General features: G+C 67.3%; 17 protein-coding genes. 12 read left to right on the top strand and 5 right to left on the bottom strand.

Annotated features, from left to right (window positions below; all coding sequences use genetic code 11):
* Positions 1-73 precede the first annotated feature (73 nt).
* The 12 genes from M2282_RS20080 (at position 74) to M2282_RS20025 (ending at position 15,582) form a co-directional block, all read left to right on the top strand.
* Positions 74-1,120 carry a substrate-binding domain-containing protein gene (locus M2282_RS20080; RefSeq protein ID WP_280810527.1) on the top strand — a complete coding sequence of 349 codons (1,047 nt, stop codon included), beginning with the start codon at positions 74-76 and terminating at the stop codon, positions 1,118-1,120.
* Positions 1,117-2,637 (top strand): sugar ABC transporter ATP-binding protein, encoded by a 1,521-nt coding sequence (locus M2282_RS20075; RefSeq protein WP_280810526.1) that lies wholly within the window; start codon positions 1,117-1,119, stop codon positions 2,635-2,637. The genes M2282_RS20080 and M2282_RS20075 overlap by 4 nt, the downstream gene beginning before the upstream one ends.
* Positions 2,634-3,668 (top strand): ABC transporter permease, encoded by a 1,035-nt coding sequence (locus M2282_RS20070; RefSeq protein ID WP_280810525.1) that lies wholly within the window; start codon positions 2,634-2,636, stop codon positions 3,666-3,668. The genes M2282_RS20075 and M2282_RS20070 overlap by 4 nt, the downstream gene beginning before the upstream one ends.
* Positions 3,665-4,645, top strand: coding sequence for an aldo/keto reductase (locus tag M2282_RS20065; RefSeq protein ID WP_280810524.1), 981 nt, complete (start codon positions 3,665-3,667; stop codon positions 4,643-4,645). Before M2282_RS20070 ends, M2282_RS20065 begins: the two co-directional genes overlap by 4 nt.
* A gap of 42 nt (positions 4,646-4,687) precedes the next feature.
* Positions 4,688-5,548 carry a class I fructose-bisphosphate aldolase gene (locus tag M2282_RS20060; RefSeq protein ID WP_280810523.1) on the top strand — a complete coding sequence of 287 codons (861 nt, stop codon included), beginning with the start codon at positions 4,688-4,690 and terminating at the stop codon, positions 5,546-5,548.
* 153 nt (positions 5,549-5,701) lie between these two features.
* Complete coding sequence (locus M2282_RS20055) at positions 5,702-10,423, top strand: RICIN domain-containing protein (RefSeq protein WP_280810522.1); 4,722 nt, start codon at positions 5,702-5,704, stop codon at positions 10,421-10,423.
* Between the two features lie 146 nt (positions 10,424-10,569).
* On the top strand, positions 10,570-10,809 hold the full coding sequence (atpE, locus tag M2282_RS20050; protein ID WP_280810521.1) for a F0F1 ATP synthase subunit C: 240 nt from the start codon (positions 10,570-10,572) through the stop codon (positions 10,807-10,809).
* A gap of 193 nt (positions 10,810-11,002) precedes the next feature.
* Entirely contained in the window at positions 11,003-12,208 is a 1,206-nt protein-coding gene (locus tag M2282_RS20045) for an ABC transporter substrate-binding protein (protein WP_280810520.1), read from the top strand.
* Positions 12,205-13,125, top strand: a complete 921-nt coding sequence (locus M2282_RS20040; protein ID WP_280810519.1) for a branched-chain amino acid ABC transporter permease — start codon at positions 12,205-12,207, stop codon at positions 13,123-13,125. Before M2282_RS20045 ends, M2282_RS20040 begins: the two co-directional genes overlap by 4 nt.
* Complete coding sequence (locus M2282_RS20035; protein WP_280810518.1) at positions 13,122-14,102, top strand: branched-chain amino acid ABC transporter permease; 981 nt, start codon at positions 13,122-13,124, stop codon at positions 14,100-14,102. Before M2282_RS20040 ends, M2282_RS20035 begins: the two co-directional genes overlap by 4 nt.
* The gene (locus tag M2282_RS20030; RefSeq protein WP_206176804.1) at positions 14,099-14,854 is read left to right on the top strand and encodes an ABC transporter ATP-binding protein; all 756 of its coding nucleotides are present in this window, start codon (positions 14,099-14,101) and stop codon (positions 14,852-14,854) included. The genes M2282_RS20035 and M2282_RS20030 overlap by 4 nt, the downstream gene beginning before the upstream one ends.
* Positions 14,851-15,582 carry an ABC transporter ATP-binding protein gene (locus tag M2282_RS20025; RefSeq protein WP_280810517.1) on the top strand — a complete coding sequence of 244 codons (732 nt, stop codon included), beginning with the start codon at positions 14,851-14,853 and terminating at the stop codon, positions 15,580-15,582. The genes M2282_RS20030 and M2282_RS20025 overlap by 4 nt, the downstream gene beginning before the upstream one ends.
* Before the next feature lie 6 nt (positions 15,583-15,588).
* Here the strand turns inward: M2282_RS20025 and M2282_RS20020 are convergent, their stop codons facing one another.
* The 5 genes from M2282_RS20020 to M2282_RS20000 all read right to left on the bottom strand — a co-directional run bounded on the left by M2282_RS20020 (position 15,589) and on the right by M2282_RS20000 (position 20,292).
* Positions 15,589-16,200 carry a class I SAM-dependent methyltransferase gene (locus tag M2282_RS20020; protein ID WP_280810516.1) on the bottom strand — a complete coding sequence of 204 codons (612 nt, stop codon included), beginning with the start codon at positions 16,198-16,200 and terminating at the stop codon, positions 15,589-15,591.
* A gap of 97 nt (positions 16,201-16,297) precedes the next feature.
* A complete protein-coding gene (locus M2282_RS20015) occupies positions 16,298-17,695 on the bottom strand; it encodes a SulP family inorganic anion transporter (protein WP_280810571.1) in 1,398 nt (465 codons plus the stop codon).
* Positions 17,696-17,751: 56 nt separating this feature from the next.
* The gene (locus M2282_RS20010; RefSeq protein ID WP_280810515.1) at positions 17,752-18,465 is read right to left on the bottom strand and encodes an SDR family oxidoreductase; all 714 of its coding nucleotides are present in this window, start codon (positions 18,463-18,465) and stop codon (positions 17,752-17,754) included.
* A 308-nt stretch (positions 18,466-18,773) separates the two neighbouring features.
* Positions 18,774-19,385: a glutathione S-transferase gene (locus tag M2282_RS20005; RefSeq protein WP_280810514.1), complete on the bottom strand. Its 612-nt coding sequence runs from the start codon at positions 19,383-19,385 to the stop codon at positions 18,774-18,776.
* A 25-nt stretch (positions 19,386-19,410) separates the two neighbouring features.
* Complete coding sequence (locus tag M2282_RS20000; protein ID WP_280810513.1) at positions 19,411-20,292, bottom strand: acyl-CoA thioesterase; 882 nt, start codon at positions 20,290-20,292, stop codon at positions 19,411-19,413.
* Between the last annotated feature and the right edge of the window lie 40 nt (positions 20,293-20,332).

Here is a 20,332-nt window from a genome sequence, read left to right as displayed (position 1 = left end):
TGACATTGAGGTTCCAAAGATCTGCTCGAAAAGCAGGTCGCAAGCTCTGCCAGTCAACGTGAGGAGACAAAGAATGAGGCGTAATTTCCTGAAGTCCGCGGCCGCTGCCGGTATCGGCCTGGCCGGTGCAAGCGCGTTCGCGCAACAGCAAGCAGCAGCCCCCGCTGCAGGCGCCGGCCTGCGCGGCAATGCCAGCGACGTCTACGTGATGAACGTGATGGTCTCCGGCGTGGAGTACTGGTTTCCGGTTTACGAAATGATGAAGCAGCTGGGCCGCACGCTGGGCGTGAAGACGCGCTACACCGGCACGCCCGAGTACGACGTGAACAAGCAGCTCGCATCCTTCGAGCAGGAACTGGCGCGCAAGCCCGCGGGCATCCTGCTGCATCCGATGAACCCCGATCCGTTCATCGAGCCGATCAACCGCGCGGCGGCGATGGGCATCCCGGTGGTCACCTTCGCGGCCGATTCGCCGAATTCGAAGCGCACCTCCTTCGTCACGTCGGACAACGACCGCGAAGGCACGCAGGCCGCCGACGCGATTGCCGCATCGCTGGGCGGCAAGGGCGAATACGCCGTGCTGGAGAACCCGGGCCAGGACAACCACGACCGCCGCATCGCCGCCTTCGTGAACCGCATGAAGACCAAGCACACGGGCATGAAGCTGGTCGGCCGCGCCGCCAGCAACCAGGACCCGAACAAGGCCTACCAGGCGGTGCTGAGCCTCGCGCAAGCCAACCCGAACCTGGGCGCGCTCTTCATGCCCGAAGCCAACTCGGCACTGGGCGCGGCGCAGGCCAAGGTCGAGACCAAGAAGAACATCAAGGTGATGTGCTGCGACGTGAACGCCAAGATCCTGGACATGATCAAGTCCGGCGACGTGTTCGGCGCCATCAACCCGAACCAGGGCATGCAGGGCTACATGGGCATGATGATGTTGTTCCTGGCGAAGAACCCTTCGCTCATCGACCCGATGAACGACGCCAAGCGCAACGGCACGAACCCGATGTCGGTGCCTTTCCTGGACAACGGCCTGGCCGTGGTGAGCAAGGCCAACGCCGACGACTTCTACTGGGACAAGTACCTCGCCCGCCGTGGCACCAAGGGAATCGGCGAGTGAGCGCCTTGCTCGAACTGCGTGGCATCAGCAAGCGCTTCGGCGCTTCGCGCGCGCTCTCGGGCGTGGACTTCTCGCTGCACGCGGGCGAGATCCACGCCCTGTGCGGCGAGAACGGCGCGGGGAAGTCGACGTTGATGAACATCATCGACGGCATCCACCGCCCCGACGAGGGCGACATCCTGCTGAACGGCCAGAAGGTCGTGATCGACGGCCCGGCGCACGCGATGCGCCTGGGCATCGGCCTGGTGCACCAGGAGATCGCGCTGTGCGCCGACGCGACCGTCGCCGAGAACATCTTCATGCCCGAGATCAACGCCGGCAAACAGGCGTGGATGAACTACGCCAGCTTCAACGAACGTGCGGCCACGGTGCTGCGTCGGCTGGGGCAGGACATGGACCCCGCCACGCCGGTGCGCGACCTCAGCATCTCCAGCCAGCAGCTGGTGGAGATCGCCAAGGCGCTCACGCTCGACTGCAAGGTGCTGATCCTCGACGAGCCCACGGCCGCGCTGACCGACAACGAGTCGGCGGCGCTGTTCCGCGTGCTGCACGACCTGAAGGCACAGGGCATCGGCATCATCTACATCAGCCATCGCATGGCCGAGATCTTCACGCACGGCGACCGCGTCACCGTGCTGCGCGACGGGCGCAATGTGCATTGCGGGCCCCTCGCCGGATTGACGCCCGATGAGCTGGTGCGCCGCATGGTCGGGCGCGACCTGGGCAACTACTACCCGCCCAAGCAAGCCGCGTCCCCGACCTCGGAATCCTCCGGCCCCGTGCTCGAAGTGAACGACATCGCCGACGGCGAGCGCGTGCACGGCGTTTCCTTTGCGCTCAAGCGCGGCGAGATCCTCGGCATCGCGGGCCTCATGGGCGCGGGCCGCAGCGAACTCGCCGAGACCATCTGCGGCCTGCGCGTCGCCAAGCGCGGCACGGTGCGCCTCGCCGGCAAGGCGCTCACCATCCGCAAGTACAGCGACGCGCTGCGCGCAGGCATTGCGTACCTCAGTGAAGACCGCAAGGCCGCCGGCGTGTTCCTCGACCTGCCGATCGCACAGAACGTGTCGTCGATGGCGCTCGGCCGCGTGAGTTCGGCCTGGGGCCTGCTGCAGCGCTCCGCCGAGCACAAGCTCGCGAAGACGCTCGGCGCCAAGCTGAACCTGAAGTCCGACGGCGTCGCCATCGAGGTCTCCAGCCTCTCGGGCGGCAACCAGCAGAAGGTGGCCATTGCCAAGCTGCTGGCCACCAACCCGTCGGTGCTGCTGATGGACGAGCCCACGCGCGGTGTCGACGTGGGCGCGAAGTCGGAGATCCACCACATCCTGCGCGAGCTCGCGAACCAGGGCGTGGGCGTGATCGTGATCTCTTCGGAGCTGCCCGAAATCATCGGCCTCTGCGACCGGGCCCTGGTGATCCGCGACGGCCAGGTCGCGGGTGAACTCGAATCGAACGAAATGACGGAAGAGGCCCTGCTGCGGCTGGCTTCCGGACTCTGCGAACAGGAAACAGCATGAACTACCCGGCACAACTCGATGCGGGCCTTCCTACTCGGAATTCTGGGCATTCTGGACCGTCAGGAGGCGACCCCGTGAAGCCCGCCAACAAACTCACGAGCATGCGCGAAGCAGGGCTGCTGCTCATCATCGCGGTGCTGTGCATCGCGATGAGCTTTGCATCGCCTTACTTCCTGACCTGGGACAACGTGCGCGCGATGCTGTTGTCCTTCTCCATCGAAGGCATCGTGGTGGTCGGCATGACGATCCTTTTGATCGTCGGCGGCATCGACCTCTCGGTGGGCTCGGTGGTGTGCTTCGCGATGGTGGTGACGGGCAAGCTCTTCCTGATGGGCGTGGACCCATGGCTCGCGAGCCTGGTGGCCATCGGCATGTGCGGGCTCATCGGCGCCATGATCGGCGGCTGCGTCACGCGCATCGGCCTCAACCACTTCATCGCCTCGCTGGCCTTCATGGTGATCGTGCGGGGGCTGTGCCTGGCGCTCACGCAGGGCACGCCGCAGTCGCTGTTCTCGCTGCCGGCGGAGTTCAAGTTCATCGGGCAGGGCGCACTCTTCGGCGTGCCGGCGGTCATCCTGATCTTCCTGGCGATCGTGGTGGTGAGCGACTTCGTGCTGCGCCGCTCGACGCTCCTGCGCCGCGTGTTCTACACGGGCAGCAACGAGAAAGCGGCGCTCTATTCGGGCATTCGCGTGGGCCGCGTGAAGTTCTGGGTCACGGTGCTGTGCTCCGCGTCGGCGGGCCTTGCGGGCGTGATCTACACGGCGCGCTTCGGCGCCGCCACGCCGACCTTCGGCATGGGCATGGAACTGAACGTGATCGCCGCTGCGGTGATCGGCGGCGCCAGCCTCAAGGGCGGCTCGGGCACGGTGCTGGGCGCGGTGCTCGGCCTGGCCCTCCTGTCGGTGGTGACCAGCTCGCTGATCCTGCTGGACGTATCGCCTTACTGGCAGGACGTGATCAAGGGCCTGATCCTGCTCGCGGCCGTGACCATCGACCACATCATGAACACGAGGAAGAAGACAAGATGAAGAAGACAACGCTGGGCCCCTCGGGCATCGAATGCTCGGCCATCGGCCTGGGCACCTGGGCCATGGGCGGATGGATGTGGGGCGGCGGGGACAACGCGGCTGCCGTCATCGCCATCCAGGCCTCGCTCGATGCGGGCGTGAACCTGATCGACACCGCGCCGGCCTATGGCCTCGGCCGCTCCGAAAGCATCGTCGGCACCGCGCTCAAGGGGCGCCGGCAAGAGGCGGTGATCGCCACCAAATGCGGCCTCGTCTGGCACACACAACAGGGTACGCACTTCTTCGAAGAAGACGGCCATCCGGTGTATCGCTTCCTCGGCCGCGAGTCGATCTTCCATGAATGCGAAGAGAGCCTCAAGCGCCTGCAGACCGACTACATCGACCTCTACATCACGCACTGGCAGGACAGCACCACGCCCGTGGCCGAGACCATGGACGCGCTGCTCGACCTCAAGAAGCAGGGAAAGATCCGCGCCATCGGCGTGAGCAACGTGAGCCTCGAGACGCTCGCCGAGTACCTGCGCTACGGCCCGGTCGATGCGGCGCAGGAGCGCTACAGCCTGATCGACCGCGAGATCGAGGCGACGCTCGCGCCCTTGTGCAGCGAGCACAACGTCGCGGTGCTCGGCTACTCGTCGCTAGCGCTCGGCCTGCTCGCCGGCCCCATCGACCCCGAGCGCGAGTTCAAGGGCGACGACCAGCGCGCCACCAACCCGCGCTTCAGCGCCGCCAACCGCGCCACGCTCAAGGCCTTCTTCGAAGAACTCGAGCCCCTGCGCGCCAAGCTGGGCTGTTCGTTCGGCCAGATGATGATCGCGTGGACCGTCGCGCGCGGCACCGTGGCGGTCGCGCTCTGCGGCGCGCGCGTGCGCCAGCAGGCCATCGAGAACGCCGGTGCCGGTGCGGTGGAGCTGAGCGACGAAGCCCTGCGCCTGATCGACGCCGCGGCGAAGCGCCACCTCTCCGCGCTCGCCTGATAGCCCTCTCTTCATTTCCGACCCAACAAGGAGTTCTTTCCCATGTCGAAAGACAAGACCGCACGGCTCAACCGCCTGCTCACCAACGGCCGCTGCCTGGACATCGCCCTCGATCACGGCGTGTGCAACGAGCCCTCGTTCCTCGACGGCCTGGAGGACATGCCCCAGGTCATCGACAAGCTAGTGGCCGCCGGCCCCGATGCACTGCAACTCAACTACGGCCAGTCCGACCTGCTGCAGGACCGCCCGGGCCGCGACAAGCCGGCGCTGGTGATGCGCATCGACATGGGCAACCCCTACAACGCCACGCTGCACCGCGTGATGTGGGCCCAGCTGCAGAACGAACACGACCCGGTGCTGCCCGCCGTGCAACGCGACGCGGCCTGCGTCGTCGTCAACCTCTTCATGCTTCCGAACGAACCCGACCTGTTCCGCCAGTGCGTGCAGAACATCGCGCGGGTGCGCGCCGACTGCGACCGCTACGGCATGCCGCTGATGATCGAGCCGCTGGTGATGCAGTCGCCGACGCCCGGCAGCCGCTACATGGTCGATGGCGATGCCGAGAAGATCGTGACGCTGGTGCGCCTCGCGCGCGAGATGGGCGCCGACATCATCAAGGCCGACCCGACCAGCGACCCGAAAGAGTTCCACCGCGTGGTACAGGCCGCGCGCTGCCCCGTGCTCGTGCGCGGCGGCGGGCGTGAAGACCTGCAGCAGGTGTTCGCGCGCTCGCGCACGCTGCTGGACCAGGGCGCGGTCGGCATGGTGTACGGACGCAATGTCTACCAGCACGGTAACCCGTCCGCGGTGGTCAGTGCGCTGATGGCCATGATCCACCGCGGCGCGAGCGCCGAGGCGGCCTTGGACATCTACGAATCGGGCGGCGCGAAGCAAGGCAAGTAGCACCGCTGCTGTCAGGGAGAGGGTTTGACGGAAGGCGATGAACCCGTCGCCTGCCGGGGTGCGTCCTGCGCGCGCACTTTCTTTGCAAGTCGGGCCAGAGAAAAAACGAGTAAGTGGGTTCCCCTGCGAACTTCCAACAACCTGGAGGCAACGATGAAGATCCGGTATTACCTGATGGCATTGATGGTGCCGTTCGTCACTCTGCTGACGCACGCGGCAATCACCGGGGTCAGTCCGATGACGACCCTGAGCAACATGGCGACGGCGGTCTCCGCGGCCGTCGCCGACCCGCTCCCGCTGCAGGGGCCGGGCCTGGGCAACCTCACCTACACCTCGGCGGAACTGTTCAAGCCGGTGTCGATGATCACGAGCCCTGCCCACCCGCTCGATCCGGCGCACAGCAGCGCCTACGAGTCGCGCGAGGTGCCCGCCACCTACCCGGGCCGCAAGGACTACGGCATGAATGCCGGCATCATGGTCAACGGCTACTTCCTCACCTCCTTCGCGCCGGACAGCGGCCTCGGCCCGGGCGGCTTCCTGCTGTACGACGTGTCGAACCCGCGCCAGATCCGGCTCGCCAAGAAGATCTACGAGCCCGATGACGCTACAGGTGGTCGCACCAAGGAGTTCCGCGAGACGCACTCCTTCGGCACCGCCAAGATCGGCGGCAAGACCTACGTGGTGCTGCCCAGCATCAACGGCGTGGAGTTCTGGGACTTCACCGACGTCAACGACATCAAGCAGGTCAAGAAGCTGGCGCTTCCCGGCGTCAACGCCGGCGACTACGAGAACGTGGCCTGGCAGCTCTGGTGGCAGGCGCCCTACCTGTACGTGGCCTCGGCAGGCCGGGGCATCTTCATCGTCGATGCCAGCGACCCCGCGAACGCCGTGGTCGCGAACCGAGGCGCCGGCAAACCCAACCCGGTGCCCACCGGCGAGCTCGGCGGTTTCCGCATCGGCCCGATCTTCACGATGGGCAACCACATGGTGCTGACCGCGATGGAAAGCAACGGCGGCTTCGCGAGCCTGGACATCTCCGATCCGCTCAACCCCAAGGTGCTCGACTCCATCGTGGGCACCACGCCGTTCTATTACGCAACCTGCTTCGACGGCAGGAACCTGCACGTCTCCACGCGCAACAGCGGCGCCAAGATGTACAGCTACGACCTCTCCGACCGCTCGCGCTTCGTGGCCGAGGACAACCGGCTGGTCATCGACGAGCAGCTCTATTGCGCCACGCAGGACAACTACGTGATCCAGGGCGCGCAGACCCGCATCCACAAGGTGGACGTGAGCAATCCGCTCAACCACGTCGAGGTGGGCCGCGGCAGCATCCTTCGCGAGGACGACCCGAACTTCACGCATTCGGACAACGGCCAGGTCGCAATGTTCGGCAACCTCGTCTTCGTGGGCAACGACCACGGCTCGGGCAGCGGCTTCGTCGTGCATTCGGTCGACCCCGACATCACCAAGCCCGAAGTCAAGCAGGTCTCGCCCGCCAACGGCGCGAAGCAGCAGGCACTGACCTCGCGCATCGGCCTCGGCATGACGGACAACATCCGGCCCGAGAGCGTGAACGCCAACACCTTCATCGTGCGGCCGGTGGGCGGCAACACGCTGGCGGGCACCTACAGCGTGCAACTGGGCATCGTCAACTTCCATCCCGCGCAGCCGCTGCAACCGGGCACGAGCTACGAGGTGTTCCTGCCGGCCAACGGCGTGAAGGACTATGCGGGCAACGCCATCGGCGCGGACTACCGCTCGACCTTCAACACCGGCAATGCGACCGATATCAACCTGATGCACTACTGGACGCTGGCGGGCAACCTCTCGGACCAGATCGGCAACAACGGCGGCACGCCGGCCTCGGGCGACGCGTTCGAGAGCATCGGCATGAGCTTCGCGAACCGCACCGCCGGTGTGCCGCTGAAGAACGATTCCGTGGCCACCGTGCTCGGCGGTACCGCATCGCTGAGCTTCTACATGAAGACCACGCAGGCGGGCAGTGCGAACTCGTGGACCGCGCCCGGCATCTTCGGGCGCGACCAGCCCAGCGGCGCGGACGATGTGTTCTGGGGCTGGCTGGACACCAATGGGCGCATCAAGCTGTCGGTCGGCAATGACGGCGGCACCGCTTCCACCGCGGCGGTGAACGACGGCAACTGGCACCACGTGGTGCTCACGCGCGATGCGGCTTCGGGCGCGCAGGCGGTGTACGTCGACGGCGTGAAGACCACCTCCGCGGGCCTCACGGGCACCAAGGGCCTGTCGAACAAGTTCAATGTTCTGGGCCAGATCCAGGGCAACACCGCGCTCTTCAAGGGCACGCTGGCGGAGGTGCGCGTCTACGGCCGCGTGCTGTCCGACACCGAGGTGAACACGCTGCGCGGCCAGGCCATCATCGGCGACCCCGGCATCGGCGGCGGGCCGAAGCTCGTCAACGGCCAGCTGGTGTTCAATCCCGGCACGCTCGGCAGCGGCGGCGCGCAGTTCCGCTGGAACTTCGGCGACGGCACGCAGACCGCCTACTCGAGTCAGCCGAACTACACCTACACCTACACGCGCCCCGGCCACTTCACGGTGACGCTGACGGTGAAGGATGCGAACGGCCGCGAGACCTTCTACACCTACAACCTCACCGTGATCGTCCCGACCACGGCGCGAGCGCCCACGCACACCACCAACATCGCGGGCGATGCGAACTCGGTGTACTCGGTCAACCCCGACAGCGGCACGGTCGCCGCCATCGACGCGCAGACCCTGGCCAAGCGCTGGGAAGTGCGCGTGGGCGACGAGCCGAAGACGCTGGCCGTGGGCCCCGATGGCCGCATCTGGGTCACGGTGCAGGGTGAGGACAAGCTGGTGGCGCTGAGCGCGGCCGACGGCAGCGTCTCGGCCACCGTGCCGCTGGCCTACGGCAGCGGCCCCTATGGCGTGGCCTTCACGCCCGACGGCGCCAAGGGCCTGCTGACGCTGGAGAGCAAGTCGGTGCTGATGAGCTTCGACCCGAGCAATGGCGCCACCACCGGTGCGGTCGCGCTCGAAGGCAACCTGCGCGGCATTGCCGTCAACTCCGACGCGCAGGTGGCCTATGTCACCCGCTTCAAGTCGAAGATGACGGGCGGCCAGCTGCACAAGGTGAACCTGCAGAGCATGAGCGCGATGACCACCATCGCACTGCCGGTGGACACCACCACGGTGGACACCGAGAGCCGTGCGCGCGGCGTGGCCAACTACCTGAGCCAGGTGGTCATTTCGCCGGACGGCACGCGGGCGGTGCTGCCTTCGAAGAAGGACAACATCGTGCGCGGCAAGTTCAGGGACGGCGCCAACCTGTCGCACGACCAGACGGTGCGTTCCATCCTCTCGCAGGTCAACCTGCAGACGGCCGCGGAAGTGTTCGCCGAGCAGATCGACTTCGACGACCGCGCACCCGCGCGCGCCGCGTTGTTCTCTCCGTCGGGCGACTACCTGTTCGTGGCCCAGATGGAGGGCAACCGCGTGGCCATCGTCGATCCGTACAGCCGCTCGGTGCGGGGCGAGATCAACGCCAGCAGTGCGCCGCACGGGCTGTACCTGGACGCGACGAGGAAGCGCCTCTTCGTCAACAACTTCCTCGCGCGCTCGGTGTCGGTGCACGACGTGGCCTCAGTGCTGGCTTCGGAGACGGCGGCACCGATCTTCCTGCAGAACGTCTCGACGGTCGCGCAGGAGCCGATGTCGGCCGCGGCGCTGCGCGGCAAGCAGGTGTTCTACAACGCCTCCGACCGCCGCATGAGCAAGGACAACTACATCTCCTGCGCGAGCTGCCATGCGGATGCCGGCGACGACGGCATGGTGTGGGACTTCACCCAGCGCGGAGAGGGACTGCGCCGCACCATCAGCCTCATGGGCCGACGGGGCTTGGGCCACGGCAAGCTGCACTGGACGGCCAACTTCGACGAGGTGCAGGACTTCGAGAACGACATCCGCAACGAGTTCGGCGGCACCGGCTTCCTGAGCAATGCGGACTTCGCGGCCACTTCCGATCCGCTGGGTGCGCCCAAGGCCGGCAAGAACGCGCAGCTGGACGATCTCGCGGCCTACCTGACCTCGCTGAACAAGTACATGCGCAGCCCGGCGCGCAACGCCGACGGCAGCCTCAGCGTCGACGCGGCGCGGGGCCAGGCACTGTTCGCCTCGGCGCAGTGCGTGACCTGCCACACCGGCGCCACCTTCCGCGACGGACAGCGGCACGACGTGGGCACCATCCAGCTCTCGTCGGGCAAGGGCATGAACCAGCCGCTGGCGGGCGTGGGCTTCGACACGCCGACATTGCTGGGCACCTGGAACACCGCGGCCTTCTTCCACAACGGCCAGGCGGCCACGCTGCAGGACGTGCTCGCCAGCGGCCACGGCAACGCCAGCAGCCTGCCGCCCGCGGACGTGGTGGCGATTCGCGAGTACGTGCGGTCGCAGGACAGCGATCCGACGCCTACGGTCACGCGCATCCGTTCGAACCTCAGCAACCTGTGCGTGAACATCAAGGGCGTATCGACCGCCAGCGGCGCGACGGCGGTGCAGTGGCCGTGCGGCACTGCAAACAACGAGAAGTTCACGGTGACGAGCCTCACGGGCGGCTACGTGCAGTTCAAGGCCGAGCACAGCGGCCTGTGCCTGGCGCAAAGCGGCACCGCGACGACGAACGCGGCGGTGGTGCAACTGGCCTGCTCGGCCGGCGACACGACGCAGTGGAGCCTGGTGGGCGGCGCCCTCAAGAACCGCGCCTCGGGTTCGTGCCTCGACGTGCCGAACAGCTCGACAACGCAGGACACGGCGCTGATCACCTGGACCTGCAATGGCGGCACGAACCAGGCCTGGACACAGCTCCCCTGACGCGCTGACGCTCCCGTGAATGGCCGGCCGCTTCCCAGCGGCCGGCTTTTTTTTCGCCACGCCGATGACCTCCCACGTCATGGACCGTGCGCACCCGTTGCGGGAAAGTACCTCCATCGATCAACCAACCACCAGGAGAAAACACCATGACCGGCTTCAACGTCCTTCCCCTCGCAGTCGCCCTGCTGATCGGCATCGCGGCGCTCGGCTCGTGCCTGGGCATCGGACTGGTCGGCCAGAAGTTCCTCGAGAGCACCGCGCGCCAGCCCGAGATGGTCGACGTGTTGCAGACCAAGTTCTTCCTGATCGCGGGCGTGACCGACGGCGCATTCATCATCGCCACCGGCATCGGCCTCTGGTTTGCGACCGCCAATCCCTTCGGCTGAACGGGCGTTCGGCCCCTGAAAAACGGGGTCCGCGCACCAGGAAGTGACGCGATCCACTGGCACCATTCGTGCTAGCACCGTTGACACTGAATCGTTTATGGTTAAAGTATTTAGCTATCAACGGTTCGATGTCGTCGGTGCTGCATAAGGCGGTGCCGGTGCCTCGTTTCATCCTTCCTCCCTCGGAGAATCCATGAGCCACCTGTCCCCGAAGTCGCCCGCGCTGCCGCGCACCCTGCTCTCGCTGCTGCTCTGCGGCGCAGCCCTTGGTACCGCGGCGTCGGCCATGGCCGCCCCCGTGAAGGTGGGTTTGGCCCTCGACATCTCGGGGCCTTTCGCAGCGTTGGGCGCCGAGGCGCGCGACGGTTTCGCGCTCGGCATCAAGCAATTGAACGGCAAGCTCGGCGGACAAGACGTGGAATTCGTGCAGGCCGACATGGCCGGCAGCCCCGACCAGGCCAAGCAGCTGGTCGACCGCATGATCCAGCGCGACAAGATCGACATCTTCAGCGGCCCCATCGGCTCCAACGTGGCGCTGGCCGTCGGCCCCACGCTCTTCAACGCCAAGGTGCCGTACCTCTCGGCCAACGCCGGCCCGAGCCAGTTTGCCGGTGCACAGTGCAATGCGTATTTCTTCGGCACCGCTTACCAGAACGACCAGTTCCACGAGGCCGCAGGCAAGTTCGCGCAGGATCGCGGCTTCAAGAAGACCGTGCTCATCGCCCCCAACTACCCCGCCGGCAAGGATGCGCTGGGCGGCTTCAAGCGCCAGTTCAAGGGCCAGGTGGCCGACGAGCTCTACACCAAGCTCGGCCAGATCGACTACGCCGCCGAACTCGCGCAGTTGCGCGCGGCCAAGCCCGACTCGATCTACTTCTTCCTGCCCGGCGCGATGGGCATCAACTTCATCAAGCAGTTCGTGGGCGCGGGCCTGTCTAAGGACATCACGCTCGTGACCAGCGGCTTTTCGGCCGACGAGGACGTGATCGGCGCCGTGGGCGAGCCGATGCTCGGTTTGTTCAACACCTCGCACTGGGCACACGACCTGGACAACCCTGCCAACAAGGCGTTCGTAGCCGCGTTCCGCAAGGAATACAACGGCCGCTACCCGTCGGTGTACGCGGCGCAGGCCTATGACGCGATCCTCGCGATGGATGCGGCCGTCAAGCAGTCGGGCGGCAACGCGCAGAACCGCGAAGCCGTGGTCGTCGCGTTGAAGAAGGCCAACTACGCCTCGACGCGCGGCAACTTCAAGTACGCGAACAACCACTACCCGATCGAGAACTTCTACCTGCGCGTGATCGGCAAGGATGCACAGGGCAAGGTCACGAACAAGCTGATCAACACGGTTCTCACGAACTACGGCGACTCGTACGCCGACAAGTGCGCCCTCAAGTGAGCGGCATCCTCGTTCTCGAGCAGCTGCTCAACGGCCTCGGCTACGGCCTGATGCTGTTCCTGCTGGCGGCGGGCCTCACGCTGGTGTTCGGCATCATGGACGTGCTGAACCTCGCGCATGGCTCGCTGTTCATGGCGGGCGCCTACGTGGCGGCCGAGGCGCACACGCGCACCGGCTCGTTCGCGGCGGCCATCGTCATTGCGGTGGCGGTCACTGTGGTGGTGGCGCTGCTGCTCGAAGTGCTGCTGATGCGTCGCCTCTACACGCGCGACCACCTCGCGCAGGTGCTCGCCACCTTCGGCGTGATCCTGGTCGCCGACGACATCGTGACGATGGCCTGGGGCCCCTCGCCCGTGATGGCGCCGACGCCCGCCGCGCTCTCGGGTCCGGTGAACCTGATGGACGGCCTGCCCTACCCGGCCTACCGCCTCGTGATCCTCGTCGGCGGGCTGCTGGTGGCGCTCGCGCTCTACCTCCTGGTGAACCACACGCGCATCGGCATGCGGGTGCGCGCGGGCGCGTCCGACCGGCCGATGGCCGAGCTCATGGGCGTGCGCGTGGGCCGCATCTTCAACGGCGTGTTCCTGCTCGGTGCGGCGCTCGCTGCACTGGCGGGTGCGCTCATGGGGCCCATCGTCGCGGTGCAGGTCGGCATGGGCGAAGCCATCCTGATCCCAGCGCTCGTGGTGCTGGTGATCGGCGGCATCGGTTCGGTGCGCGGCGCCTTCGTGGCCGCACTTCTCGTGGGCGTGGTCGATACCGTCGGCCGCGCGTTCGTGCCGATGCTGCTGCGCGCCACGCTGCCGCCCGCCACCGCGGCCGACCTCGGCCCGCTCTTCGCCGAAGTCGCGATGTACGCGCTGATGGTGATCGTCCTGATCTTCCGGCCCTCGGGGCTGTTCTCGGCACGCGCATGAAGCACACCTCACGCTATATCGGCCTCGGGCTGGTCTTCCTGCTGCTCGCGGCATTTCCGCTGGTCGCGCCGCTGTTCGGGCTCGACTTCTACATCGGCTTCGTGCGGCGCGTGCTCATCGTGGCGCTGGCCGCGGCGAGCCTGAACTTCATCCTCGGCTTCGGCGGCATGGTGGCGCTCGGGCATGCGGGCTTCATCGGCATGGGCGCATACACGGTGGTCGCGCTCAGCGACGCGGGCGTGATGTCGGCGTGGGTGATGTGGCCGCTGGCCGCGCTGGTGGCCGGCGTCGTCGCCGCGCTGATCGGCACGGTGGCGCTGCGCACGCGCGGCGTCTACTTCATCATGACCACGCTGGCCTTCGCGCAGATGCTGTACTTCGTGGTGGTGTCGCTGCGGCGCTATGGTGGCGACGACGGCTACACGCTGATGAGCCGGCCGACGCTGCTGCCCGGACTCGATCTGGGCAACGAATCGAACTTCTACTGGGTCGTGCTGGCCATCGTGGCGCTCGCGCTCTGGTGGCTGCACCGCGCGACGCAGTCGCGCTTCGGCCATGCGCTCATGGGCATCCGCGACAACGAGACACGCATGCGCGCACTGGGCTATCCGGTGTTCCGGCTGCAGCTGGTGGCGTTCGCGATCGCCGGCGCCATCGCCGGGCTGGCGGGTGCGCTTCTTGCAGGCGGCAACGGCTTCGTCAGTCCCGCGACGATGCACTGGACGCAGTCGGCCACGCTGCTGGTGATGGTGGTGATCGGCGGCCTCGGCCGCAGCTGGGGCGGGCCGGTGGGCGCCATCGTCTGGCTGCTGCTGGAGGAGTTCCTGAAACAACATACGGAGCACTGGCACATGCCGCTCGGGTTGCTGTTGATTGCCGTTGCGTTGTGGGCGCCCAAAGGGTTGGCCGCGCTGTACAAGCGCCGCTTGCCCCTCACCCCAACCCTCTCCCCAGAGGGGCGAGGGAGCAAATCATGAGCCTTTTCAGAATCGAAGGATTGGTCAAGCGCTTCGGCGGCCTGCTGGCGACCGACCATGTGAGCCTCACCGTCGAACGCGGCGAGGTGCATGCGCTGATCGGCCCCAACGGCGCGGGCAAGACCACGCTGGTGAACCTGATCACCGGCCTCCTGAAGGCCGACGCGGGCCGCATCCTGCTCGACGAGATCGACATCACCAAGCTGCGCGACCACCAGCGCGTGGCGGCCGGCATGTCGCGCTGCTTCCAGGTGACGCGCGTGTTCGCCAAGGAGACCGTGCACGACAACCTGATGCTCGCGGCGCAGGCCCATGCGGGCAGCAGCCTGCGCTTCATGGCGCCGCGCGCGACCGAGCGCGACCTGGTGCAGCGCGCCATCGCGCTGGCCGACCGCGTGGGCCTGGGCAGCGAACGCGACCGCATCGCAGGCACGCTGCCGCACGGTGCCCAGCGCGCGCTCGATGTGGCGCTGGCGCTCGCGGCCGAGCCCAAGCTGCTGCTGCTCGACGAGCCGATGGCCGGCATGGGCCCCGACGAATCGGCGCGCATGGTGGACCTGATCGAATCGCTGCGCGAATCGATGGCCATCCTCCTGATCGAGCACGACATGGACGCGGTGTTTCGCCTCGCCAACCGGCTCACGGTGCTGGTGCAGGGCCGCGTGCTGATGAGCGGCACGGCCGACGAAGTGCGCGGGCATCCCGACGTGCAGGCGGTGTACCTCGGAACGGAAGCAGAGGGACACGCATGACCGCAGCGACGACGACAACGAAGACCTTGCTCGAGGCGAAGGCCATCGAAGCCGGCTACGGCGCGAGCCAGGTGCTGTTCGGCATCGACCTGAAGATCGGCGCGGGCGAAGTGCTCGCGCTGCTGGGCCGCAACGGCATGGGCAAGAGCACGCTCCTGAAGGTGTTGACGGGCACGCTCTCGCCGATGCGCGGCGACGTGCATTTCGGCGGCGATGCCATCGGCGGCCACAAGCCCGACGCGATCGCGCGGCGCGGCGTGGCCATCGTGCCCGAGGGCCGCCATGTGTTCCCGAACCTCAGCGTCGACGAGCACCTGCGCGCCTTCGCGCGACCCCGCCCCGGCAGCGCGCCACGCTGGACGGTCGAGGCGCTCTACGGCCTGTTCCCGCGCCTCGCGGAACGCAAGGCCAACGCGGGCAACCAGCTCTCGGGCGGCGAACAGCAGATGCTCGCGATCGCGCGCGCGCTTTCCACGCACCCGCGCCTATTGATCCTCGACGAAGCTACCGAAGGCCTGGCTCCGGTGATCCGCGAGGAGATCTGGCACTGCATCGCCACGCTCAAATCCGAAGGCGAAGCGATCCTGGTGGTCGACAAGTACGTGCAGCGCCTGCTGCCGCTGGCCGACCGGCATGTGATCCTCGAACGCGGGCGCGTGGTGTGGCAGGGCGATTCGGCCGCGCTGGACGCCGACCGCTCGCTCTGGACGCGCTACCTGGGCGTGTAGGCCGCGTCACTCCCGCGGACGGCACGCGAGGAAGCCGGACCACGCCACCTCCTTGCGGCCGATCCATTGCGTGTCCCATTGCAGGCGCAGGCCCGCCGTTGCAAGCGCTTCGGCGAACGTGTCTTTCGCCCAGTACACGGTCTGGTAGTCGCCGTTCGTCTCGCCCTCGCCGATGCGCATGCCCGCGAGGAAGACCCCGCCGGGCTCGAGCGCGTCGAACATCTTGCAGAGGACCGGCGCGACCTGCTCACGATCAACATGGATCAGCACGGCCATCGCGAGGATCGCGCTGTAGGGCCCGCCCAATGCATCCGTGACGACGTTGAGCAGCTCGCCCTTCTTGCCGCGCTCGGCCTGCAGGTCGAGAAAGGCCTGCGCCGCATCGGTGCGCCTGACGACCGCACCCAGGGACTCGATGAAGTCGGCGTCCTGCCCCGAGCCGGACCCGATCTCCAGCACGGTGCCGCCGGCGGGCACGAACTGCATCATCCGGCGCAGCGCGTCCACGATCTCGGGCGGGCGGTGGCCCGCCACGATCGCGTTGTATTCGCGGGCGGATTCTTCGTAGGACTGGATGGTGCGATCCATGTTCTTCAACACCGAGGCGGGAATTTCCACGGGAGCCTTTCCGGTCCACCGGACATCCGACGGGAATCTCCAAGGCTAGGTCCAGGGCGGCACCCGGCCATGGGGAAAACCACCTAAGACCCGCGCATTACACGGGTGCGGCGTCGAGCTGCAGGATCAGGTCGCGGCTGGCCTGGTTGAGCCCGGTGACGTCCACCACGCTGCCGTGCTTGCGCAGCCGCTCGACCACCTTCGTCAGTGCGGCCACGGCGGTCACATCCCAGAAGTGCGCCCCGGACACGTCGATGTGCACCGGCGCGCCGTCGATCTCGCGCACGTCGAAGGCATCCACCAGCATGTCGGCCGAGGCGAAGAACACCTGGCCCGCGATGCGGTAGGTGCGCACGCCGCCTTCGCCAACCTCGGCATGCACATGCAGCAGCCGCGCCACCTTGAAGGTGAAGAACACGCCGCTGAGCAGCACGCCGACGGCCACGCCCGCGGCCAGGTTGTCGGTGGCGACAGTGACGGCCACCGTCGCGAGCATCACCGCACTCGACATGCGCGGATGGCGCACCAGCGTGCGGAGCGACCCCCAGTCGAAGGTCGAGGCCGACACCATCACCATGATCGCGACCAGCGCCGCCACCGGCACCTGCGACACCCAAGGCTTGAGCAGCACCATGAGGATCAGCAGGAAGGCGCCCGCGAACAGCGTCGACAGCCGCCCGCGCCCGCCGTAGCGCACGTTGCTCACCGTCTGGCCGATCATTCCGCAGCCCGCGATGCCGCCGAAGAAGCTGGCTGCGACGTTGGCCACGCCCAGGCCGCTGCACTCTCGGTTCTTGGAGCTCGGGGTGTCGGTGAGGTCGTCCACCACGCTGGCGGTCATCATCGATTCGAGCAGGCCGACCATGGCAATGGCGAACGCGGGCAGCGCGATGATGCGCAGCGTGTCGAGCGTGAACGGCACCGAGGGGAAAGCGAACACGGGCAGCGCATCGGGCAGGTGCCCGAGGTCGGCCACGGTCTTGAGCGGCAGGCCGAGCCAGTGTCCGACCAGCGTCACCACCACGATGCACACCAGCGGCGAAGGCACGGCACGCGTGACACGCGGCAGCAGGTAGATGATGGCCAGGCCCAGTCCCACCATCGCCCAGGTCGCGGTGTTCGCGCCGATGAAGTGCGGCATCTGCGCCGCGAAGATCAGGATGGCCAGCGCGTTGACGAAGCCCGTGCGCACCGAGGTCGAGACAAAGCGCATCAGCACCCCGAGCCGCAGCAGGCCGAACACGATCTGCATCGCGCCCGCGAGCACGCCGGCGGCCAGCAGGTACTGCAGCCCGTGCGCGTGCACCAGCGGCGCGGCCACGAGCGCGACCGACCCCGCGGCGGCCGACACCATCGCCGGTCGCCCGCCGGTGAAGGCGATGACGAGGCTGATCACGAACGATGCGAACAGCCCGACGGCCGGGTCAACGCCCGCGACGAAAGAAAAGGCGATGACTTCGGGAATGAGCGCGAAGGTGGCGACGGCGCCAGCCATCAGTTCGCGCGGAATGCTCGGGCACCACTCGGTGCGCAGGCGGCTGTGTGCGGTCTTCACACCGAGCGCGTGATGCCGCCGTCCACCCGCAGGTTCTGGCCGGTGATGTAGCCCGCGCCTTCGGACGCGAGGAAGCCGATGACGGCCGCGATCTCGCTCGTCTTGCCGTAGCGGCCCATGGGGATGCGCTCGCGGAACATCTCCTTCTCGGGCAGGCTGTCGATGAAGCCGGGCAGCACGTTGTTCATGCGCACGTTGTCGGCGGCGTACTTGTCGGCGAAGAGCTTGGTGAAGGCCGCGAGCCCGGCGCGGAACACGCCCGAGGTCGGGAACACGGGGTCGGGCTCGAACGCGGCGAAGGTCGAGATGTTGATGATCGTGCCGCCGCCCTGCTTCACCATCAGCGGTGCCACGAGGCGGCTGGGGCGCACGGCGCTCAGCAGATAGACGTCCATGCCGCGGTGCCAGTCTTCGTCGGTGATCTCGAGGATCGGCGCGCGAGGGCCATGGCCCGCGCTGTTGACCAGCACGTCGACGCGGCCCCATGTGTCCGTTACCTTGTCGACCAGCCGCTTGATGTCGTCGTTCGACTGGTTCGAGCCGGTCACGCCGATGCCACCGAGCTCCTGGGCCAGCGCCTCGCCCTTGCCCGACGACGAGAGGATGGCGACGCGGAAGCCGTCGTCCGCGAGCTTGCGGGCGGCAGCGGCGCCCATGCCGCTGCCGCCGGCGGTGACGATGGCTACTTTCTTTTGGGCTTCTGAAGACATTCGGGGTCCTTGGTTGGTTGCATGCGAGGGTTAATTTAGCCCCAAGGATTCGGGGTGGGTGCACAGGCCACCGGGTACTCCCCTCCGCGAATGTCCTCCGGCCTGCGGCCTCCCCCTTGATTTCGCTGCGGGGAGCACCCGATGCCCTGTGCACTTGGGCACGCTGCTGGTGATCGGCAATCAACCACCGCTCTGAAAGCGCTCGCGCTGACGGTGGGCTCTGTTTCGCGAAATCAAGGAGGAGGCGAAGCCGGGGGACATTCGCGAAACAGAGCCCACCGTCGGCGTGAGTGCCGCCCTGAACGGACTCAGGCGACAGCCGGCAGCGTCGCCTGCATCGACGCCCGGTGGTTGAACGTCTCGAACCACTTCGCGGTATTCGGCGCCTCGGCACGCCAGTCGACAGCCGGAAACCGGAAATCCATGTAGCCCAACGCACAACCGAAGGCGATGGTCCCTATATCGACGCGGTCGCCGAACGACGGTGCCGCCGTCTCGAGCCATTCGAGTCCGGTGCGCACCTTGGCCAGCTGCCCCTCGGTCCAGTCGTTCCAGCGCAGGGCCTCCGGGCGCAGCATGGTTTCGTAGCGCGCGAGCAGTGCGGCGGCGGTCATGCCGTCGGCCAGTGCGAGTTCGGTGAGGCGGGCCCAGCGCTCGGTGCCGTCGGCGGGGAACAGTGCACCCGAATGCGTGGCATCGAGGTATTCGCAGATCACGCGGCTGTCGTACAGCACCTGCCCGTCGTCGCAGATGAAGGTCGGCACCTGGCCCAGCGGGTTCTTCGGGAGGATGGTGGCGTCGCGCTTGACCGGGCCGGCGGCGCTGGGCAGCTTCTCGATGCGGTCGGCGATGCCGAGTTCATGCGCGACGACCATGCACTTGCGCACGAATGGCGAAGCGGGCGAGTGGAAGATCTTCATTCGGTGTGTCCTTGGGTTCTGGTCCTCAACGCTTGGCGATCCGCAGCATGCCCTCTTGCGCGGTCGAGGCCACGAGCCGACCGTCGCGCGTGAACAGGCTGCCGCGGCACAGGCCGCGCGCGCCGCTTGCACTGGGCGAGTCCAGCACGTAGAGCAACCAGTCGTCCATGCGGAAATCGCGGTGGAACCACATCGCGTGGTCCAGGCTTGCGGGGCGCACCTGGCCGCTCATGAAGCTCAGGCCGTGGGGCAGCATCGCGGCGCGCAGCAGGCCGTGGTCGGAGGCGTAGGCGAGCAGCGCGCGATGCACCACCGGATCGTCGGGCAGCGGCGCGATGGCGCGCATCCAGATGGCGCTTTCCGACGGGCGCACGGCGGGCGTGAGCAGGTCGTCGGCCTCGACGCGGCGGTACTCGATGCCGTGCGGCTCCAGGCCCTTGATGCGCCAGCGCTCGGGCAGGCGGCCCCCCAGGGCGAGGCGCTGGTCGAGTTCGCTGACCAGGCCTTCGGGGCCTTCGACCTCGGGCATCGCGAGCTGGTGTTCGACACCGTCGTCCACCGTCTGGAACGACGCCGACATCTCGAAGATGATCCGCTCCCCCTGGCGCGCCACCACATGGCGGGTGGTGAAGCTGCGGCCGTCGCGCACGCGGTCGACGCTGTACTCGATGGGCGCATGCTCGCCCGGCAGCAGGAAGTAGGCGTGCATCGAATGCACCGGCCGGTCGGCGCCGACCGTGAGGCTCGCGGCCGCAAGCGACTGGCCGAGCACCTGGCCGCCGAAGACGGCCGGAGTGCCGATGTCTTCGCTCTGGGCGAGAAAACGGTCGCCGCCTAGCGGTTCGAGCTGCATGAGGGCGACGAGTTCGTCGACGAGGCGGGCGGCGGTGGCGGGATCGGTGGTCATCGGCAAAGGGCAGTCAATGCAAAAAAAGCAGCCCTCGACC

The sequence above is a fragment of the Variovorax boronicumulans genome (genome assembly GCF_029892485.1).
Classification (GTDB): Bacteria; Pseudomonadota; Gammaproteobacteria; order Burkholderiales; family Burkholderiaceae_C; genus Variovorax; species Variovorax boronicumulans_B.
This window is presented reverse-complemented; position numbering and strand designations above follow the sequence as displayed.